Origin of the sequence: Neptuniibacter sp., assembly GCF_024231755.1 — a bacterium.
Lineage (GTDB): Bacteria > Pseudomonadota > Gammaproteobacteria > Pseudomonadales > Balneatricaceae > Neptuniibacter.
In genome coordinates this window covers 1-15,017 of record NZ_JAAEQH010000291.1, presented here as the reverse complement: position 1 = coordinate 15,017, position 15,017 = coordinate 1, and the positions used below count along the sequence as shown (strand labels likewise).

Genomic DNA, 15,017 nt, shown 5'->3' with positions numbered 1-15,017 from the left:
CGGCGGATTAACCGCCGTTTTTTATTTAAGAGGAAACTCTTCTATTTTTTAGCAACAAGCATTTCCAGCTTTTTGCTCATGCGTTCTTCGCGCTCCTGCTCTTTACGCTTCTCCTGACGAGCCTTATTGATCTCTTTTAACTTGCCTTTAGCATGATCAGACTCTTCCTTAGTGACCAGCCCAGCAGGCTCGCCATTAATATCAATACGCTCAGCTCCTTCACGTAAAGAACGGTAGTAATTCAGAGAACGTACATAACTTGCTAACGCACGCTTGATCTTATTCTTAGCGACTTTCTCATCGGCAACCAGATCTTCCTGAATACCAATTTTAAGAGGCCTGACATTAGTACGGTCAAAGGTTTTCGGGTATGCCTCCATCAACTGCTGCAACGCAGCCATATTTGCAGCTCGGTTTTTGGATTTCGCCTTTGGCGTTTTGTTAACTACGTCATTCACCTTGTTTGCCTCAAACCGGAATAATTCGTGGCAATATAAACCACATGCCCGAATACCCCAAAGTATTAATCATCTAAAATTATCGTTAAAAGTAACCGCTACCGGCCATCACTCACCCTTACGGATGTAATACCCAAACAGCTCAGCTTCCTCATACTGAGATACCAGCTCATGACCTAAAAAAGAACAGAACTTAGGAATATCCCTCTGAGTAGATGGGTCAGTCGCTAAAATATGCAGCACTTCCCCAGCTTCCATATCTCTCACCCGGTTATGCAACATCATAACCGGCTCCGGGCAATATAGCCCCTGAGCATCAAGAATATGGTCAGCTTTGATATCGATCATTTTTAATCTCTTGCAGAAAGTGGCGTATTGTCTCAAATTACCCATAACAGAAAAAGTGATTTTAGAATGAAATAGACAACAAAAGTCGCATTTATCCAAGATTTGCACCATTCTATAAATCAGGGAACGTTCTTAGGAAGGTAGTTAGAGGGGAGATCACATGATTCGCGTATTAATAGAACGACATATTGCTGAAGATCTTGCGGAACATTACGAAAAAGCCGCACGGGACACCTTGCAGCTGGCCATGCAAGCACACGGATTTATTTCAGGAGAAGCCTTAAGAAATGCGTATGACCCAAATCACAGAGTCGTCATAGCCACGTACCGCACCTTACAGGACTGGCAACGCTGGGCAGGCTCCAGTGAGAGACAGGAGATGATGACATCTATTAACCCAATGCTTGAAACTGAAGAAAAGATAACTATTTTCGAGCACTAAGCTGTTTACTCAATTCACCTGCGTTATCACAAGATACGCAGGTGACAGGTGATCTCTTCACGATCATGATAGAGGTGCTTGGCAGATAACTCGTAAGCTAAACCTTCCTGCATAAACCTTTCAGCAATCAAGTTTAGACAACTGATCACTTCCTGGTAGCGTTGTTTCATAGGTAGTTTCAGATTAAAAATCGCTTCCTGGCACCAACCATTAATTACCCAGTCAGCAGCCATTCCCGCTGTTTTTACAGGCTTATCCACCACATCACACACCATAAGATTGACCTGTTGTTCAGGAACAAACTTATAGGCATCTTCTTGAACATGATTGATCTGACCTGTTTCCATCAGACCTGGGTCCATAGGCCCATTATCCACAGCTGCTACAAACATACTGCGCTGAACCAGCTGCCAGGTCCATCCTCCGGGCGCAGCTCCCAAATCCACAGCTTGAGAACCAAATGCTAATCGCTCGTCCCACTGGGATTTGGGGATAAACCAATGCCAGGCCTCTTCTAATTTGAGGGTAGAGCGACTTGGGGCTGATTTCGGAAATTTCAGTCGAGGAATACCCATTGGCCACGGGGCCGAGTTTTTCGCTGGAATATAGCCAATAAAAACCTCAGAACCAGACAGAGCAAAGAGCATCAATTTGATAGCACTGCTGGCCTTTGCCTTCCTCAGCACAGCTTTCTTTCTTAACTTTTGAGCTAAGGCAGAGGAAAACTTGCGCGCAAATGTAGCTAACTCACGGCCTTCAGTGGTATCAGGGTACTCTACCCATAGATCCGAACACTGAGGGAAACCTATATCGGTGACTACTGCCTCTATTTGAGTGATCCGATCTTCACGTTCCAACTCATTGCAATCACCACAAACCATCCATTGTCGGATAAAAATCAAGGCATGAAAATCAATCTCTTTAACCGCCCTCTCAGCTTCTCCCGGCTGCTGAATATTGAAGCACAGATAACCATCTCCCTGATTTAGGGTGCAGTAGCCATAAATACCTACATTAGCACACTGATCGGTAATCTCTGCGGCAGCTTCTTTTTCAAAGCCCGAACGGCACTGAAGGAGGAGACGATTAAAATAACTCAACTAATCCATTCCTTAATAGTTTTCACCGCATGATCAATATGATCTTGCTGGCTGTAACCGGAAACTTTACGCGGTTTCAAATCATGGTTGCCATCTTCTAACCAGTGAAGATGAACTGAAGGCGACAGATTGTACTCCGATACTTCATTAAAGGAACCCATTGTATCCCGGGTCCCTTGAAAGATATGCAGAGGCTTACTTAAATTCTCTAAATGTTCGGTACGCAGCTTGTTGGGCTTGCCTACTGGGTGAAACGGGTAACCGAAAACGAAACAGGCATCGACATCTTCTGATTCAAGCAGCATAGTCGCTACACGCCCACCCATTGATTTGCCAGCAATATATAAGGGCGTGCCCTCTTTTTTGCTTTCTGAAATCAGTTGCTGCAAATGCGAAAGAAGTACAGGCATTCGGTCCGGCGGACGCTTTTTGCCATCCTCTCTTCTCTTAATCATATATGGGAATTCGAAGCGCACTACTTCCAAACCTATTTCAGCTAACTGTTGTGCTATCACCTCCATAAATTCACTGTCCATTGGAGCACCCGCTCCATGCCCCAAAATAACCCTTCCAAATGTAGGTTTTCCATTAATTAACACAGAGTTAGCTCCATAACAGGCCAGAACTAGGGAAAACCCCAAGTTCAAACTTGACTTAAATCAAAAGAATTTCGAAAAAGAGATGCGAACTTTGGAATAAAACCTAGACCTAAGTCAAAAAAAGCCAGCTTATTCCGAAAAACAATAAATAAAACCATATTTAGAATAAGCAAAAAGACTATATTTTTCAGCAGGTTAAAAACACGGCTAATTATTAAGTAGCAGCATAATTAGACCTATGTCGCAATTTCGCAAGTGCGACAAAATGCCTCATCAAATCGCCTAAACACATTGAAAACGCTCTCCTATTCCAAGATAATTGCCAGCGAAACTCAAAATTTCCATAAATAGCTTGTTGATGAGAGCCTGACATGAGCACAGCAACTGAACACCCCACCTACAATTATAAAGTGGTGCGCCAGTTCGCCATTATGACAGTGATATGGGGTATCGTCGGTATGACCGTCGGTGTCCTGATCGCTGCCCAGTTGGTTTGGCCGGCACTAAACTTTGATACCGCGTGGCTGACCTATGGTCGTCTGCGTCCACTGCACACAAACGCAGTTATCTTTGCATTCGGCGGATGCGCGCTGTTTGCAACTTCATACTACGTTGTACAGCGTACCAGCCAGGTTCGCCTGTTCTCTGACGCTTTAGCATCCTTTACCTTCTGGGGCTGGCAGCTAGTTATCCTGTCTGCAGCGATTACACTGCCTCTGGGTCTGACTTCCTCCAAGGAATATGCTGAGCTGGAATGGCCAATCGACCTGCTGATCACTGTAGTTTGGGTTGCTTACGCAATCGTTTTCCTGGGAACAGTGAAAATGCGTAAGACTTCTCACATCTACGTTGGTAACTGGTTCTACATGGCCTTCATCATTACGGTTGCGGTTCTGCACATCGTAAACAGCATGGCTATCCCTGTTACTCTGTGGAAATCTTACTCTATCTACCCTGGTACTGTTGATGCGATGGTTCAGTGGTGGTACGGACATAACGCGGTAGGTTTCTTCCTGACTGCGGGCTTCCTGGGTATGATGTACTACTTCGTACCAAAACAGGCCGAGCGTCCAATCTACTCTTACCGTCTGTCTGTAGTTCACTTCTGGGCTCTGATCGCGACTTACATGTGGGCTGGTGGTCACCACCTGCACTACTCTGCGCTGCCAGACTGGACTCAGTCTGTAGGCATGGTTATGTCCCTGATCCTGCTGGCTCCATCTTGGGGTGGTATGATCAACGGTATGATGACTCTGTCTGGCGCATGGCACAAACTGCGTACAGACCCTGTTCTACGCTTCCTGGTTGTATCCCTGTCTTTCTACGGTATGTCTACGTTCGAAGGTCCAATGATGTCTATCAAGACAGTAAACGCACTGTCTCACGATACTGACTGGACTGTTGGTCACGTACACGCTGGTGCACTGGGTTGGGTAGCAATGATCTCTATCGGTGCTGTATACCACATGATCCCTCGCCTGTTCGGTAAGGCTCAGATGTACAGCGTTGGCCTGATCAACACTCACTTCTGGCTGGCAACTGTTGGTACTGTACTGTACATCTGCGCGATGTGGGTTAACGGTATCCTGCAGGGTCTGATGTGGCGTGCAGTTAACGAAGACGGCACCCTGACTTACAGCTTCGTAGAAGCTCTGGAAGCATCTCACCCAGGTTACTTCGTACGCTGGTTGGGCGGTGTATTCTTCCTGACAGGTATGGTTCTGATGGCCTACAACACTTGGCAGACTGTTCGTAAAGGCAGCACTGCACCAGAAGCTGATGCTTCTGCACAGGCAGCTTAAGGTCAAAGGAGCAGATAGAAATGATCAAACACGAAACTATTGAAAAGAATATCGGCTTAATGATCCTGCTGATCATCGTTGTGATCAGTGGTGGTGGTCTGGCCGAGATCGTACCTCTGTTCTTCTCGACTTCGACTACTAAGCCGATTGAAGGCCTGCGTACCTACACTCCTCTGGAGTTTGAAGGTCGCGACATCTACATCCGTGAAGGTTGTAACGTATGTCACACTCAGATGATCCGTCCGTTCCGTGCGGAAACTGAGCGTTACGGTCACTTCTCTACCGCTAACGAGCACGTTTTTGAATATCCACACCTGTGGGGTTCTAAGCGTACAGGTCCAGACCTGGCTCGTGTAGGTGGTCGTTACTCCGATGACTGGCAGCGTGCTCACCTGTACGACCCACGTAGTGTTGTACCTGAGTCCAAAATGCCGGCTTACCCTTGGCTGTTCGAAAACAAGCTGACTGGTAAGGACATCGTTAAGAAGATGGAAGCGCAGCAAACACTGGGCGTACCATTCACTGACGAACAGATCGCTGGTGCACAGGATGCTGTACAGGGCAAATACGAGATCGATGCTCTCGTAGCTTACCTGCAGGCTCTGGGCAAAATGCATTCTGAATACACCAACAAGCGGTAAGTAACGCGTGAGTTACGAAGTTTATGGTCCATATATTCCGGTCGTGATGCTTATCACGTTCCTGGCCCTGTTCGCTTGGGTTCTCAATCCAAAGAACAAGGACAAGTATGACGAGGCAGCAAACATGCCTCTTCAGGAACCTGATGACGAACCGGTCGTGAATAGTGAGATCAATAACGGGAGAAAAGATAAATGAGTGATATGAGTTCCTTTTGGAGCGCATGGGTAACAGTGATTACCCTGGCAGTCATCTTCGGTTGTACTTGGCTGCTGCTCGCAACTCGCAAAAGCGAGACACACAAAGAAACCACAGAGGAAACTGTGGGTCACTCTTTCGATGGTATCGAAGAGTATGACAACCCACTGCCTCGCTGGTGGTTCCAGATGTTCATCGCGACTGTAATCTTTGGTCTGGCTTACCTGGCCCTTTACCCAGGTCTGGGTAACTTCCAGGGTCTGCTGGGCTGGTCTTCTCACGGTCAGTGGGAAGAAGAGATGCAGCACGCTGAAGAAACCTACAAGCCAGTTTTCGCTAAGTATGCAGCACTGTCTGTTGAAGACCTGCAGAAATCAGAAAACGAAGGCGGCCTGAAAATGGGTCAGCGTATGTTCGCCAACAACTGCTCCGTATGTCACGGTACAGCAGCTACAGGTGCATACGGCTTCCCTAACCTGGCTGATGCTGATTGGTTGTATGGTGGTGATGCTGCGACAATCAAAGCATCTATCGCTAACGGCCGTAACGGTGCAATGCCTCCTTGGGGCACTGTACTGGGCGAAGAAGGCGTGCGTGACGTAACAAACTACGTACTGTCTCTGAGCGGTGCTGAATCTGATGCTGAAGGCGCTGAGCGCGGTAAAGCACAGTTCGCTGCTCTGTGTACTGCTTGTCACGGTGCTGATGGTAAAGGTCTGCCAATTCTGGGCGCGCCTAACCTGACAGATGATGTTTGGTTGTACGGCGGCTCCTTCGAGAAGGTAGCACACTCTATCCGTAACGGTCGTAACGGTGTAATGCCTGCTCACAAAGATCTGCTGAGCGATGACAAGATTCACCTGATCACTGCTTACGTATACAGCCTGTCCAATAAATAAGGACAAGAGCTAAAAATAAAAAGGCGATATGATGTAGATCATGTCGCCTTTTTTTGTGCTCCTCTATTATAATATTCAAGTTTTCTAATAAACCTTATAGAGCGTAGGGTTTATTAAAAAACAAAGAGTTAAAGACTTAATTTTCACTGGTGAGCAACAGTATGAGTCAGATTCCGGTTAAAGATGTCACTCCGAAGTCAAAAAAGGCACAGGGAGAGAGCTATGACCTGTACGCCAAACGTGAACACATCTACGTAAAGCACTACACAGGTATCTTTAAGAAATTCCGCCAGATAAGTAGTTTCATTATGCTACTTATGTTCTTTGGCTTCTCCTGGATTCCCTGGGATGGCCGTCAGGCGGTACTTTTCGATCTACCAAACAGACAGTTCCATGTCTTTGGTATGACGTTCTGGCCACAGGATTTCATGTTGCTTTCCTGGCTTCTGATCATTCTGGCCTTCGCTCTGTTCTTCTTTACTGTATTTGCTGGCCGCCTCTGGTGCGGTTACGCCTGCCCTCAGTTTGTCTGGACCTGGATCTACATCTGGATCGAAAACTTTGCTGAAGGCGACCGTAACGCCCGCATGAAAATGGATAAGCAGAAAGGGTGGACGGCAACAAAAATTCGCAAGAAGGCCGTTAAACACACCCTCTGGGTACTGTTTTCTGTCGCTTCAGCAATTGCTTTTGTTGGTTACTTCACACCAATAAAGGAACTGCTCAACAATATCGCTACATGGAACCTTGGCCCATGGGAAACATGGTGGCTTGGTTTCCTCGCCGTCGCTACTTATGGTAACGCTGGCTGGCTGCGCGAGCAGGTCTGCATCTACATGTGCCCATACGCACGCTTCCAGTCTGTAATGTTTGACCAGGATACGCTTATTATCTCTTACGACGAAAAACGCGGCGAAAACCGTGGTAAGCGTAAGAAAAATGCAGACTACAAAGCTCAGGGCCTGGGTGATTGCATAGACTGTAATGCCTGTGTCCATGTCTGCCCTGTAGGAATTGATATCCGTGATGGCCTGCAATACGAATGTGTTGCCTGCGGTGCCTGTGTTGATGCCTGCGATGATATGATGGAACGTGTAGGTTACGACAAAGGCCTTGTTCGCTACACTACAGAACATCAACTTGAAGGGAACAAAACACACATCCTACGCCCGCGCCTAGTTGGTTATTTTGCCGTACTTTGCGCCATGTTTATCGCTTTTGGCTATACATTACTCAGCCGTGTACCGCTTGAGGTTGATATTCTGCGTGACCGTGGCCAACTCTTTGTTGAAACGTCATCAGGCAAGATAGAAAACGTCTACACCCTGAAAATTGCCAACAAAGAACAGGTTGACCATAAGTACCAGGTATCTATTGTTGGACTTGAAGGTATTGAGTATTTGGGGGACGAGGTTGTTACCGTTAAATCAGGTGAACTGCTTGATCTTCCGATACGCTTGAATATCGAGCCTAAGTATCTAAGTAAATCCAACAACACCATCCACTTCAAGGTACAAGCGGTTGATACACCATCAATACTTGTTGAAGAGGAAAACCGCTTTATCGGCCCTGCACCTAAACGCTGATAACGGTCAAAAACAGCGGGAAGTTTACACCTCCCCCTGTGAGTAACAATGAGTTAGAATAGCTGCCCCGTTTATGCCACTTTCATCCGGCATAAGCATGGCAGCTGTTTTTTTAGGTATTGATGTAATGAGTGATAACGGTAACAACGCAGTAGCACCTTGGTATAAACAACCCTGGTTATGGTTTATTCTGGCACCTTTGATTGTAGTAGTGTTCGTCGGCATGACGCTCCTTTACCTGGCCATTACTACCGCTGACGGACTAGTAACCTCAGACCATTCCCGAGTGGTACGTGGATACGAAGTTGATTCTACTAAATCTCGAGCAGCTGCAGAGATGGGTATAAGCGCAAACCTACAGTTAGATAACCTTACTGGCGATTTGATGCTGCTGTTAAAATCTGACCACAGCGAAAGGCCTGATGAGCTAATTCTGGACATTGCCAGCCCTACTCATAAAAAATATGACCAGACCATTACTTTGAAGAAAGTACCCTCAAGTGAAGCATACACAGGCAGCCTCAAATCGGCACTCCAAGGCAAGCGCAACATAATTTTGGAGCCTGTTGACGGCAGCTGGCGTCTAAGTACTCAGTCTTACCCACCTTATGATCAGAAGACTATTGAGCTGACTCCATCACTTGAGCGTTAAATCAGGGTTAACTTCTGTGCAAGAAACTAGCTCCCAGCCGACTCCGGCATCAAGCGATTGCTTCCATTGCGGACTAACAATACCCGCAGGAAGCAACTATAAAACCATTATCAATGGTGAACCTAAACAAATGTGCTGCCCTGGTTGTCAGGCGGTGGCGCAAACCATTGTTGAGAGTGGGTTAGATAACTACTACAAACATCGCACAGAATCAGCTTATTCCCCTGACATCAGCAGTAAAGATCTATCCGATAACCTGTTGCTGGAATTAGGCCTTTACGATGATGAATCGGTTCAGCAAGGGTTTGTTACCCATGATGAGACAAATAGCAGCGCTGAAGCGATACTGGTCATCGAAGGGATTACCTGTGCGGCCTGCGTTTGGTTACTCGAAAATCATATCAAGAACATTACAGGTGTTGAAAAGGTCAGCGTAAACCTGACAAATCACCGCGCTAGAATCAGCTGGAAAACAGAAGAGTGCAAACTTAGTCATCTTCTGGCCGAGATCTATCGCATCGGCTATCAAGCCCACCCCTACCATCCAGATAAAGAAGAACAACTGCTGGAGCAGGAGAAGAAACGCGCAACCCGCAGACTAGGTGTGGCAGGCATTGGCATGATGCAAACCATGATGATGGCAGTCGCCCTCTATGGTGGAGCTCTGCAAGGCATTGATGATAAGTATGTCACCTTCATCCGCTGGACCAGCATGATAATTGCCACACCCGTTGTGCTCTATTCTGCGCGTCCCTTTATAATTGCGGCCCTACGCGACATTAAAACCCGTCATCTGACCATGGATGTACCTGTATCCATTGCAATCTATGGTGCCTACTTTGCTAGTGTCTGGGCGACCATTACTGACAGTGGTGAAGTCTATTTTGACTCAGTCACCATGTTCACCTTCTTCCTGCTAATCGGTCGTTTTCTGGAGATGGTGGCACGCCACCGTACCGGTCGTGCAGGTAATGCTCTACTTAACTTATTACCCGCAAGTGCGATCAAGATAGTTGATGGTGAAGAACAGCTAATTCCTGCCCAGGACCTTAAAACAGGCGACCGAGTACTGATTAAACCAGGGCACACAATTCCAGCCGATGGTTTAATTATTACTGGTAGCAGCTCTGTTGATGAATCTGCTCTAACCGGTGAATACCTACCTATTCGTAAAGAAACCGACGACCATGTCGTTGGGGGTACGATCAACGTTGAAAACCCAATCACTGTTGAAATCACACAGGTTGGTGGTGATACACAACTATCTGCCATAGTCCGATTACTGGAACGTGCGCAAGAGGAAAAACCGAAAGCGGCTCAACTAGCAGATAAAGTTGCCAGTTATTTTGTTGCAGCGGTTCTTCTAACCGCAAGTGGTGTAGGCTTCGGTTGGTGGATAGTAGAACCGGCCCACGCTTTTTGGATTACCCTGTCTGTCCTTGTGGTGACCTGCCCTTGCGCACTCTCCCTTGCGACACCGACAGCTCTTACCGCTGCCACTGGGACCCTGCGTCAGAACGGATTATTAATCACCCGCGGTCATGTATTGGAGAGTCTAGCCAATGCAACTCACGTTATTTTCGACAAAACAGGAACCCTGACAGAAGGTAATCTGAGCCTACAGGAAGTGGTTCCCCTCTCAAACCTGAACGCTGAACAATGTACTCAGCTAGCAGCTGCACTGGAACAGCACAGTGAACACCCTATTGCCAGAGCTTTCCATGAGCAGTTTGGTGAATTACAAGCAACAGAGATTACGGCTGAGCTTGGTCAGGGCATTCAAGGCAGGTTAGATCAAGTCAAATACCGCATAGGTAAACCAGATTACGCTGCTGCAATCACCTCCTCTTCTGCTCCAGCGCTGCCACAAACCAGTGGTCAGTGGTTACTTCTCTGTAGTGAAGAAAAACCTCTGGCCTGGTTCCGCCTGAACGACCAGATCCGCCGAGAGGCTAAACAAGCAATCGAACAACTACAGCAGCTAGGGCTGACCTGTGAAATGCTAACAGGTGACAACTCCTCTGCCGTTGAAGAAGTAGCAGCTTATCTGGGTATCAACCAGGCCGTATCGGGCGTTTCTCCTGCGGAGAAACTGGAGCATGTAAAACAGCTTCAGGAACAAGGCGCTCAAGTTATTATGGTTGGCGATGGAATCAACGATATCCCCGTGTTAGCCGGTGCTCAGACCTCTGTTGCCATGGGCACAGCCACAGACCTGGCAAAAACCAATGCCGATGGCGTACTGATCAGTCACGACCTACTTCGTCTGGTGGATGGTATCCGCTTATCACGCAAGACTCGGGCCGTTATCCGTCAGAATCTGGGTTGGTCGCTCTGCTACAATCTCTTAGCTCTACCTCTCGCTGCACTTGGTTTTATCGCCCCTTATATGGCAGCTATAGGTATGTCAGCCAGTTCTTTGGTGGTTGTAGGTAACGCCATGAGACTTAACCGTCTGCCAAAACACCGAGCAATCGATAACCAGCAGACAGAAAAGGCCTCAGAAGAGCTCAAAGCTAACTCCGCGCAGTAAAATCAGGTAGAATATCGGCTTCGTTATATAAAGAGCCATCTGTTTCAATGGATATTATTTTCCTGCTTATTCCCATCGCTATAATTCTTGCTGGCTGTGGTATCTGGGCCTTTTTCTGGAGTGTAAACACAGGCCAGTACGAAGATCTGGAAAGCCCTGCGCACAGTATTTTGTACGATGACGACGAAGACCTTATTCCCGATGATGCCAAGGTAACCCCGGAACAGAAAAAAGATGACTGAAGCCCTGGCGCTGCCAACCGCTTTTTTTCTGGGTCTGTTAGGTGGTACACACTGCCTGGGAATGTGTGGAGGTATTGCTGCCACAGTATCGATGAGCAGTCCCGGCGGTAGTAAAGGGTTAGGACTGTTACTGGGTTATAACAGCGGACGGATTATCAGCTACGGCATCGCAGGCGCAATTTTAGGCAGCCTGAGTTGGTTGATCGAAAATCCAACCGTCCAGCTTGCACTTCGCACATTTGCAGGCCTGATGCTAATTTTTATGGGCTTATATATAGCGCAATGGTGGCAAATACTTAGCAAGGTTGAACAGGCAGGCGGCATTGTTTGGAAACAAATCAGCCCCCTTGCCAGTAAGCTGCTACCAGTGAAAACTTTAGGCCAGTCCATATTACTTGGACTTCTGTGGGGCTGGTTACCCTGCGGTTTGGTTTACAGCACACTGATCTGGGCTTCTGCAGCTTCCGACTGGGTGCTAAGTGCAGAATTGATGATCGCCTTTGGTTTAGGAACGCTTCCAGTGATGCTACTCACGGGCGTACTTGCCCAACAGGTTAAACAGATTCTCCAGAAGAGTCTGACAAAACACATATCTGGCAGCGTAATTATTCTGATGGGAATCTACACAATCCCATGGCAGGGCATAATTAGCTAGCTATCCGCAAAGAGCGCGGGTTACATTGAGTGAGGAAAGTTTGCGTGGATAATAATCTGATTAAATGGGATCTAGACCTGATCAAACGTTACGACCTATCTGGTCCGCGTTACACCTCTTATCCAACCGCTGTTCAGTTTGACCCTGAGTTATCCGCTGCCGATCTGGTTAAAACTGGCCAGACCAGCGCAGATTTAAGCGCTCCGTTATCGCTGTATGTACACATTCCATTCTGCGAACATGTTTGCTACTACTGCGCGTGTAACAAAGTGATTACCCGTAGCCGTAAAAAAGCTCAGCCTTATCTCGATACTGTATACAAAGAGATGGCTAAGCTTTCTGAATGGTACAGCAATGATCGTCCTGTAACACAGTTGCACTGGGGCGGTGGTACACCAACATTCATCAGCCATGAACAGATGATCGAGCTGATGGGTGAAATGCGTAAGAATTTTAATCTTCTTGATGATGATAGCGGTGATTACTCGATCGAGATTGATCCACGCGAAGCATCACTGGAAACCATTAAGGTTCTACGTGAGATTGGCTTTAACCGTATCAGCCTCGGCTTGCAGGATATTGATCCTAAAGTTCAGGAAGCTGTTAATCGTGTGCAATCGGTTGAAGAGACTGCCGCAATCCTGGAAGAAGCACGTCGTCTAGGTTTCCGCTCTCTGAACCTGGATCTGATCTACGGCCTACCTCACCAGACACTGGAAGGTTTTAATGCCACACTGGATCGTGTGATTGAGATGAATCCTGATCGCCTGTCAGTATTCAACTATGCGCATCTACCTGATCGTTTCCGTCCACAGCGCCATATTCAGGAAGAAGATCTACCAAGCCCGGAAACTAAACTGGCTATATTGGAATCCACCATCAATAAACTGCTTCAGGCAGGTTATGTCTATATAGGCATGGACCACTTTGCCAAACCAGATGATGAGTTAGCTGTGGCACAACGTACCGGTAACTTACACCGTAATTTCCAGGGTTATACCACACAGTCGGAATGTGATTTAGTGGCAATGGGTGTATCTTCAATCAGCCAAATTGGCTCTGTTTACTATCAGAATGAACATGAAATCTCTGCCTACACTAATGCAGTTGAGAGTAACGATCATGCCATCAAACGCGGTGTGAGCCTGACTCAAGACGATATTATCCGTCGTCATGTGATCACCCAGTTGATTTGCCACTTCGAGCTGGAAAAAGCGGCTGTAGAAAAACGCTTCGATATTAACTTTGACGAATACTTTGCAGAAGCTCAGCAGGAGCTAGAGGCATTCACCGAAGATGGCTTGATTTCACTGGATAGTGAACGGATTGTTGTATCACCTTCAGGCCGATTATTGATCCGCCGAATTTGTATGGCATTTGATGCTTATATACCAAAGGACCAGAATACTCAGCGATTCTCACGGATTATTTAATCCGAAGGGAGCTTCCCGAGTCGATAGAAATACTACATAATCAAACGGTAGCCACTCGATAATAAACACAACAGGATCATATTATGGCTGAAAATAAGGCATCTGAAGGCAAACTTCGCAGTCTGCAGCAGGTAAGCTGTAACACCTGCAGCCTTAGCTCTCTCTGTCTACCAGTCTCTCTGGATATGACTGAGATGGAGCGCCTGGACGATATCATCGAAAAAAGCCGCCCTTTGAAGAAAGGTGAACACCTATTTCATCAAGGCTCTCCTTTCGCCAGTGTCTATGCTATCCGTGCAGGAACCGTTAAAACTTATACCATCACCAACGAGGGTGAAGAGCAGATCACTGGCTTCTATTTCCCGGGTGAACTGGTGGGTATGAGTGGTTTTGATAATAATGAGTATCCCGTTTCAGCTAAGATTCTGGAAACCACCACAGTTTGTGAAATCCCTTTCGAACGCTTAGATGAGCTATCCGGACAATTACCTGAACTGCGTAGACAGCTGTTGCGCACAATGAGTAAAGAGATCCGCGAAGAGCAGCAGATGATGTTACTGCTGTCGAAGAAAAATGCAGAAGAACGTGTTGCCACTTTCCTGGTAAAACTATCTATGCGTTTCAAGCTTCGTGGCTATTCCGAAACCAGCTTCCGCCTATCCATGTCTCGTAATGAGATAGGTAATTATCTGGGTCTGGCCGTTGAAACTGTCAGCCGTATCTTTACCCGCTTCCAGAAAAGCAATCTATTACAGGTTGAAGGCAAGGAAGTGCATATCGATGATCTAGAAAAACTGTACGAGCTATCTGGTGAGAGCATTAGCTCAGAAGATACTGAACAGCTCGCTGCCCAATGCGGAAAGAACGGTTGTTCCTGACTTGAGATAAAACAGCACCGGCGACCTGAGTCGCCGATGCCTGCTAGTTGCACAATTAAGTAGCCATCTCAATGTGTAACCCAACGGTTACATTAAACAGCTAGACCACCAGCAAATCATTGAGCTAAGTCAAAACGTAGCTACCAAGGAGTTTTCAATGTCTTACGACGAATGTTATGTGAAGTCAGTTATTCGTACCATTCCTGACTGGCCTGAGCCGGGCGTTCAATTCCGTGACATTACACCTCTGTTCAAAGACCCTAAAGCACTGCGCATGATCTCTGACGCATTTATTCAGCGTTATATCGACAGTGAAATCACACATATCGCCAGTATTGATGCTCGTGGTTTTCTGATCAGCTCAATTATGTCTTATCACCTGAACATTCCACTGGTGCTGGTGCGTAAAAAGGGTAAATTACCTGGTGAAACCATCCATCAGGAATACAAACTGGAATATGGCACCGCAGCAGTTGAGATGCAGGTGGATGCGGTAACCGAGGGCGACCGGGTACTAGTATTTGATGACCTAATCGCCACTGGTGGAACAATT

Annotated in this window: 17 protein-coding genes; 13 read left to right on the top strand and 4 right to left on the bottom strand. The window is 46.9% G+C overall.

Annotated elements, in window-relative coordinates; all coding sequences use genetic code 11:
* Nucleotides 1–41 precede the first annotated feature (41 nt).
* On the bottom strand, nucleotides 42–458 hold the full coding sequence (locus GY843_RS17135; protein WP_297311396.1) for a ProQ/FinO family protein: 417 nt from the start codon (nucleotides 456–458) through the stop codon (nucleotides 42–44).
* Nucleotides 459–566: 108 nt separating this feature from the next.
* Nucleotides 567–806, bottom strand: a complete 240-nt coding sequence (gene tusA / locus GY843_RS17130; protein ID WP_297311394.1) for a sulfurtransferase TusA — start codon at nucleotides 804–806, stop codon at nucleotides 567–569.
* A gap of 160 nt (nucleotides 807–966) precedes the next feature.
* Here tusA and GY843_RS17125 point away from each other — a divergent pair, with 160 nt between their 5' ends.
* A complete protein-coding gene (locus GY843_RS17125; protein WP_297311393.1) occupies nucleotides 967–1,248 on the top strand; it encodes an antibiotic biosynthesis monooxygenase in 282 nt (93 codons plus the stop codon).
* Nucleotides 1,249–1,274: 26 nt separating this feature from the next.
* Here GY843_RS17125 and rlmM read toward each other — a convergent pair whose 3' ends face one another.
* Complete coding sequence (rlmM, locus tag GY843_RS17120; protein ID WP_297311391.1) at nucleotides 1,275–2,348, bottom strand: 23S rRNA (cytidine(2498)-2'-O)-methyltransferase RlmM; 1,074 nt, start codon at nucleotides 2,346–2,348, stop codon at nucleotides 1,275–1,277.
* Nucleotides 2,345–2,947, bottom strand: a complete 603-nt coding sequence (locus tag GY843_RS17115; RefSeq protein ID WP_297311389.1) for an alpha/beta family hydrolase — start codon at nucleotides 2,945–2,947, stop codon at nucleotides 2,345–2,347. Before GY843_RS17115 ends, rlmM begins: the two co-directional genes overlap by 4 nt.
* Nucleotides 2,948–3,318: 371 nt before the next feature.
* Between GY843_RS17115 and ccoN the strand changes: the two genes are divergently transcribed.
* The 12 genes from ccoN to GY843_RS17055 form a co-directional block, all read left to right on the top strand.
* A complete protein-coding gene (ccoN, locus tag GY843_RS17110; protein WP_297311387.1) occupies nucleotides 3,319–4,749 on the top strand; it encodes a cytochrome-c oxidase, cbb3-type subunit I in 1,431 nt (476 codons plus the stop codon).
* A 20-nt stretch (nucleotides 4,750–4,769) separates the two neighbouring features.
* Nucleotides 4,770–5,390: a cytochrome-c oxidase, cbb3-type subunit II gene (gene ccoO / locus GY843_RS17105; protein ID WP_297311385.1), complete on the top strand. Its 621-nt coding sequence runs from the start codon at nucleotides 4,770–4,772 to the stop codon at nucleotides 5,388–5,390.
* Between the two features lie 7 nt (nucleotides 5,391–5,397).
* Nucleotides 5,398–5,586 (top strand): cbb3-type cytochrome c oxidase subunit 3, encoded by a 189-nt coding sequence (locus GY843_RS17100; RefSeq protein ID WP_297311383.1) that lies wholly within the window; start codon nucleotides 5,398–5,400, stop codon nucleotides 5,584–5,586.
* Between the two features lie 5 nt (nucleotides 5,587–5,591).
* Nucleotides 5,592–6,485 carry a cytochrome-c oxidase, cbb3-type subunit III gene (gene ccoP, locus GY843_RS17095; protein WP_297311492.1) on the top strand — a complete coding sequence of 298 codons (894 nt, stop codon included), beginning with the start codon at nucleotides 5,592–5,594 and terminating at the stop codon, nucleotides 6,483–6,485.
* Between the two features lie 161 nt (nucleotides 6,486–6,646).
* Entirely contained in the window at nucleotides 6,647–8,071 is a 1,425-nt protein-coding gene (ccoG, locus tag GY843_RS17090; RefSeq protein WP_297311381.1) for a cytochrome c oxidase accessory protein CcoG, read from the top strand.
* A 97-nt stretch (nucleotides 8,072–8,168) separates the two neighbouring features.
* Nucleotides 8,169–8,723: a FixH family protein gene (locus GY843_RS17085; RefSeq protein ID WP_297311379.1), complete on the top strand. Its 555-nt coding sequence runs from the start codon at nucleotides 8,169–8,171 to the stop codon at nucleotides 8,721–8,723.
* Nucleotides 8,724–8,739: 16 nt separating this feature from the next.
* Nucleotides 8,740–11,256, top strand: a complete 2,517-nt coding sequence (locus GY843_RS17080; RefSeq protein WP_297311377.1) for a heavy metal translocating P-type ATPase metal-binding domain-containing protein — start codon at nucleotides 8,740–8,742, stop codon at nucleotides 11,254–11,256.
* A gap of 47 nt (nucleotides 11,257–11,303) precedes the next feature.
* Nucleotides 11,304–11,498, top strand: coding sequence for a cbb3-type cytochrome oxidase assembly protein CcoS (gene ccoS, locus GY843_RS17075; RefSeq protein ID WP_297311375.1), 195 nt, complete (start codon nucleotides 11,304–11,306; stop codon nucleotides 11,496–11,498).
* Nucleotides 11,491–12,153 carry a sulfite exporter TauE/SafE family protein gene (locus tag GY843_RS17070; RefSeq protein WP_297311373.1) on the top strand — a complete coding sequence of 221 codons (663 nt, stop codon included), beginning with the start codon at nucleotides 11,491–11,493 and terminating at the stop codon, nucleotides 12,151–12,153. The genes ccoS and GY843_RS17070 overlap by 8 nt, the downstream gene beginning before the upstream one ends.
* Before the next feature lie 44 nt (nucleotides 12,154–12,197).
* Nucleotides 12,198–13,586 carry an oxygen-independent coproporphyrinogen III oxidase gene (gene hemN, locus GY843_RS17065; RefSeq protein WP_297311372.1) on the top strand — a complete coding sequence of 463 codons (1,389 nt, stop codon included), beginning with the start codon at nucleotides 12,198–12,200 and terminating at the stop codon, nucleotides 13,584–13,586.
* 83 nt (nucleotides 13,587–13,669) lie between these two features.
* Complete coding sequence (gene fnr / locus GY843_RS17060) at nucleotides 13,670–14,464, top strand: fumarate/nitrate reduction transcriptional regulator Fnr (protein ID WP_297311370.1); 795 nt, start codon at nucleotides 13,670–13,672, stop codon at nucleotides 14,462–14,464.
* A 157-nt stretch (nucleotides 14,465–14,621) separates the two neighbouring features.
* On the top strand, nucleotides 14,622–15,017 hold a 396-nt coding region (locus GY843_RS17055), incomplete at its 3' end, for an adenine phosphoribosyltransferase (protein ID WP_297311369.1).